The organism is Clostridioides sp. ZZV14-6150 (genome assembly GCF_020657875.1).
Taxonomy (GTDB): Bacteria; Bacillota; Clostridia; order Peptostreptococcales; family Peptostreptococcaceae; genus Clostridioides.
In genome coordinates this window covers 1-5,389 of the sequence record NZ_JAGWDA010000036.1, presented here as the reverse complement: position 1 = coordinate 5,389, position 5,389 = coordinate 1, and the positions used below count along the sequence as shown (strand labels likewise).

The 5,389-nt window shown below is 26.3% G+C and carries 3 protein-coding genes; all 3 read right to left on the bottom strand.

The window, feature by feature from the left end; all coding sequences use genetic code 11:
* Window positions 1-213 precede the first annotated feature (213 nt).
* Window positions 214-1,623, bottom strand: coding sequence for a L,D-transpeptidase family protein (locus KGF41_RS20275; RefSeq protein ID WP_227829569.1), 1,410 nt, complete (start codon window positions 1,621-1,623; stop codon window positions 214-216).
* Between the two features lie 377 nt (window positions 1,624-2,000).
* On the bottom strand, window positions 2,001-2,663 hold the full coding sequence (locus KGF41_RS20270) for a B3/4 domain-containing protein (RefSeq protein WP_227829570.1): 663 nt from the start codon (window positions 2,661-2,663) through the stop codon (window positions 2,001-2,003).
* Between the two features lie 245 nt (window positions 2,664-2,908).
* Window positions 2,909-5,128, bottom strand: coding sequence for an EAL domain-containing protein (locus tag KGF41_RS20265; RefSeq protein WP_227829571.1), 2,220 nt, complete (start codon window positions 5,126-5,128; stop codon window positions 2,909-2,911).
* Window positions 5,129-5,389: the final 261 nt, after the last annotated feature.

Genomic DNA, 5,389 nt, shown 5'->3' with positions numbered 1-5,389 from the left:
ATAAATAACCTATCGGTTAGGCTTACATCTTCCACCTCCTATGGCGAGGAAGAGGAATTTCGCCATTATAGGTTAAACTCTGAATCTTTCTTTGCTTCATCTAAAATTTTAATTAATTTTTCATTCATTATATACATTCCTTTCTATATAAAAAAGAAGCCATCTAAAAAAAACTAAGATGACTTCACTTAATCGTTATAAACAGTACATTTACTAGTATAAAATAATTGGTGTACCTGGTTCTATATTTTCATATATTTTCTTTGCCTTAGAAAAAGGTGTATTTACACATCCATGTGAACCTGAAGATCTATATATACCTCCACCAAAAGAACTTCTCCAAGTAGCATCATGAATTCCTATATTTCCATTAAATGGAAGCCAATAACTTACAGGTGAACTATAGCCTTGACCAGTTAAAGAAACATTTCTAGCTTTATAGTTAAGAGGATATATACCTGATGGTGTAGCAAATCCCCTAGCTAAACTTCCTGTTACAACATCTGTTGATACAAGCATTTCTCCATTTTTAAAGAACCACATGTGTTGGCCAGAAAGACTAATCTCAACATAGGTATTACCAATATCATCTTTATTACGAGATACAGCTTTTTGCATGTAGATAGGTTCTCTTGTAACATTTTTCCCAGCTTTTACAACATCAACTAAAGCTTCAGCTTCTTTCTTTTTATCTATCAACCATCCATAAATTCCACCTGAAATAGTAATCTCTTTACCAGTTGCAGTTTTAAATGGTCTTGAATCTCCAAAAGTACTATATTTTTTGCTTAATCCTCTTGTATACTCTACCATCGCATCATTATCGAAAGTTATGTCATAATTTTTTTCTGAATCTACTTTTAACCATTTATTAATCTCAGAACCGTCTAAAGTTTCCTTACGGTCACTAAAATCATATGTAACAACTACACTGACATATTTATCTAATGTCTTAATAGCTTCTTTTAACTTTTCTGAATCCTTTGTATTGTTTGGAGCTTCATATATTTTACTTTCCTCTAAAGAAACAGAAGTAACACCAGAATTAATTGATTTTTGTACTAGTTTATAAAAATCATCTTTTTTTACTTTGTTTCCAAGTACCTCTGGTACTATAGCATAAGCATTTTTACTGCTATCATACTTAGGGTATGCACTCTTAGGCTCTACAACATTTTTACTATCAAAACAAGATAAAGCATTAAACCTTTTTTCTAGTAAATCTTTATCATATGAAAGAGTTACCATATTATTATACTCTTTAGATTTAAATATTCCACCAATCCACCCAAATGCACTTTGGTTATCTTTTATTTTTTGAACCTTATCATCTGGTGTAAACTTTAAGTCTATATCTTTTGATTTTATTTGTTCTTTTTTATTGTTTCTTTCCTCTAGACTTAAAGTATAAGAATTAGTACTTGATGTTAATAAATCATTTACTTGTTCAACTGTCTTTCCTGATGCTTTCACACCATTAATAGTAGTACCAAAGTAAAAATGATTTCTAAAAAAGATTGCCATCCCTATATAAGCTACAATCAAAACACCTACTACTATAGCTATCTTAACTTTTAGATTTTTTTGCCCACTTTCTTGTTTTGCTTCTTTTCCTTCAATCATAACTAAATCCTTTCTTCATTATAATTACCTATGTACTTTACTAGTTTTTAAAAAACCTTATTTCTTCTATATACCCAAACTATTATATTATTAATTTATATTTTTGAAGATAGAGTTATTTACATGATACTACTTTATCTTTTAGATAAAATGCTTATTGTTAATACCTCCTTTCAAAATCCCTTAAACATAACCTCTGCTACATAATATATTACCATACTTTTAAGTTTCAGTGTGGCTATCTGTCTATTTTTGTGACATTAAACTACTATTTTCAAAAAAAGAAACTAATATATTGTTAGTTTCCTTTTTTGATTTATTCTTATATATTAGTATCCAACTTAACATAACGTTGTTATATACATTTTATATAATTATTATTTAATTATTTTAGTTTCTATGTCCTTCCCATCTGCGTATTCTTTAAGTAAATCCTTAGCGTATCCAAAATACTCTTCAATATCTGATTCTGGACTAAATGAAAATATACAAATTAGTATTTCATTTACATCTGTTGTTATCATAGCTCTCTCAGAATCACTGGTTGGACTTCCAAATTTACCTAATGAATCAGATAGTATAGGTAGATTTTCTATATTTATCAACTCTTTTCCAATACCTTTATACTGCTCGCCTTCATCACCTACAGTAAAACATATTGGTGAATGTAATTTACCTATATTATATGTACCAACTGGATATAGTGATTTTATAGATATTAAATTATTTATTTCAACTATATTATTTATTGTATATAGACCCTTCCCCTGAACAATTCTTCTAACTAATGCTTCTGAAGATGTTCTATATCTACTTGGATTTTTACCAAGTTCTTTATATGCATCTCTTGCATCTTTAATCTTATCCAATTTCGTAATATCTTCAATTTCTAGCTTTTGATTTAAAATATTACAAAACTCATTTATCCCATTTATTAACTTTTCTGAGCTTTTATTTACTACTACTTTTGCTTGGATACATCCTAACTTTGCATCAGGCCACTTGTCCTTAAGTTTTTTATCAATGCTTATATCTATCATACTCAAACAACTCCTATACATTAAATTTTTAGTTAAGTTTTTTATCATCTATACATTATAGTACTATTCTTTTGTTAATAACATATTTATATTTAAAATAATTTATTTTTAACAGATTTTTGTAAAAGATAATTACTTTCTTCATATATGAATATTACAAAATAAAAAACACTAATTATCTAGCAAGCATTTATTAAATACAAGCATATATAATAGTGTTTTATATAAAAAATTAAATTTTATTTTTAGAGTAATTCCATAAAATTTTGAACTGGCATTGGTCTTGCAAAATAAAATCCCTGAACTAGATCACATCCAAATTGTTTCATTAATTCAGCCTGTTTCTTACTCTCAACACCTTCTATAATTACAACTAAATCTAATGATTTTGCTAGAGATACTATAGACTTTGCTATATTACGACTTTTCTCATCATTTTCAATACCATTAAGGAAAGACTTATCTAATTTTAATACATCAATTGGCATGTCCCTTAGACAACTAATAGAAGAATAACCTGTCCCAAAATCATCCATAGAAATTGAAAATCCATACTTTCTTAATTCATTTAAAACACTCTTTAATATATTTAATTCATTAATAGCTACAGTTTCTGTTATCTCCAATTCAATTAAATTTGAATGTATGTTATATGTTTGGATAGTCATATTGATAAATTTTACAATATCTGGTTGATATAGCTCAACTCTAGATAAATTTACTGAAACTGGTACTAATTTTTTACCTTGTTTTTCCCATTTAGATAAATCGATACAGACTCTTTCAAATACAAATCTACCTATTTTTAAAATCAATTGACTTTTTTCTGCTATTGGAATAAATATAGCTGGACTTATAAAACCATGTTCAGGATGATTCCATCTTATCAGTGCTTCACTTCCTATCATATCACCATTTACAAGTGAAAACTTAGGTTGATAATAAACTTCAAATTGATTCTTTACTAATGCTGTCTTTATATCATCTAAAATTATAGATTCCTCACTAAGCTTATTTCTAACATCTTCGTTATAAATAGCATAGTTTATATTTTTACCTTTGGCAACAGACCTCGCCATATTAGCTTTATTTACAGCCTTTTGAGCATCTACTTCTCCTTCTTCTACGAAGTAAATACCCACACAAAGAGAAATTTCAAATACTGTATTTAGATTATTTTCAATATTATTTCGTATACTATCAAGTTTTTTTATAATTTTATTTCTTCCATTTTTATATTCACAGAAAATAGCAAAATAATCACTTGAAAGGCGTGCATATATTTCACCTTCTGTTAATTCCTCTTTTAAAGCTCTTGCTATAGTAATTAATAGATTATCACCAAATTCATATCCAAAAGTATCATTAATCATTTTAAAATTATCAATATCAAAATATACTATAATATAATTTAAAGATGGTTTATTTAAAAGACACTTACTACATTCTCTATAAAATTTATTTTGATTTCCTATATGTGTAACTCTATCTTCATATGCTAACCTCAATATTTCTTTTTCATTAGATTTTTTTATGTACATTATATAGAAAATAATTGCAATAAACACAAATATAATCAATAACACTGCATATACAGCTCTCTTAATAATTTGCTCAGAATTACGAAATATAACACTTTCTGGAATTGAAAAAATCAAGTTCCAATCATTTATATAATTATCTTTGCTCTTCCCATTATCCATAGTAGCATATCCTAGGTATCGTCTTTCTCCTGACATATTTAAAATTGCTGCACCTATTTTATTTTTTTCTAATTGTTTTTTTAATTGATTTACATCTTCAATGTCATTATCCTGTTTTAATAATTCATAAATATTCTTTGACAATCTATCTTGTTGAGGATGAAGTATAACTGTCCCATTATTTTTTACAACATAAGATATACTATTATTTTCATAAAAAGATACATTTATAAGTTTCATTAGAGTATTGACATCATAAGTACAATATAAAACTCCAACTACTTTATCATTATTTAATATTGGTACTGAGATAGCAATCTTTTTTACAGACTTATTTACTTCATCAACATATGGACTTGAAACATACTCTTTGCCATTAATTGAATTTTTAAAGAATTCTCTATCTTTAACAGAAAACTTATTACCCTTAGTATTTTCTGCATTCCCATTTATATCAACAATTGCCATAGTATAAAATTTTTGGTTTTCCATTTCATCTAAAAGCTTTTTTATTTTTTCTTCATTAGACATGTTTGGATTTGAAGTATAATAACTTGAAAAAATATTTAAAATATCTAAATCTTTTTCAATTTGTCTTTGTGCTAATTGAGAACCTTGTATTGCAACTTCTTTTATATGTACTTCTGCCTCTGATATAAGAAGATTTCTTGTATCTTCTATATATAGATATCCTAATATCAGAAATAATGATGCCAATAAGAGAATTATAATTAATGTAACACTTTTATTTCTTTTAGTCATCTTACCCCTCCCTTAATTAGTCAACACTTTATATCCCTATTTATATCTTTTTTAATACAAATTTATTACTTATCTTACATACAAATATATCTAAATATTACATATAGATTCATTCTAATTATTATAATAACATTCTTTAATTAAATTTTGAATTAAAGTTTTAAAACTATTTATATTTTTTCAAATAAAATTAACTATTTACCTGAAATTAAATTACCTCTGTACACAACTTATTAGATTATTTATTTTATAGGAAGATTT

Coding starts and splice junctions, on each gene's coding strand:
- KGF41_RS20275 (WP_227829569.1), bottom strand. CDS start 1,623: ATGATTGAAGGAAAAGAAGCAAAACAAGAAAGTGGGCAAAAAAATCTA.
- KGF41_RS20270 (WP_227829570.1), bottom strand. CDS start 2,663: ATGATAGATATAAGCATTGATAAAAAACTTAAGGACAAGTGGCCTGAT.
- KGF41_RS20265 (WP_227829571.1), bottom strand. CDS start 5,128: ATGACTAAAAGAAATAAAAGTGTTACATTAATTATAATTCTCTTATTG.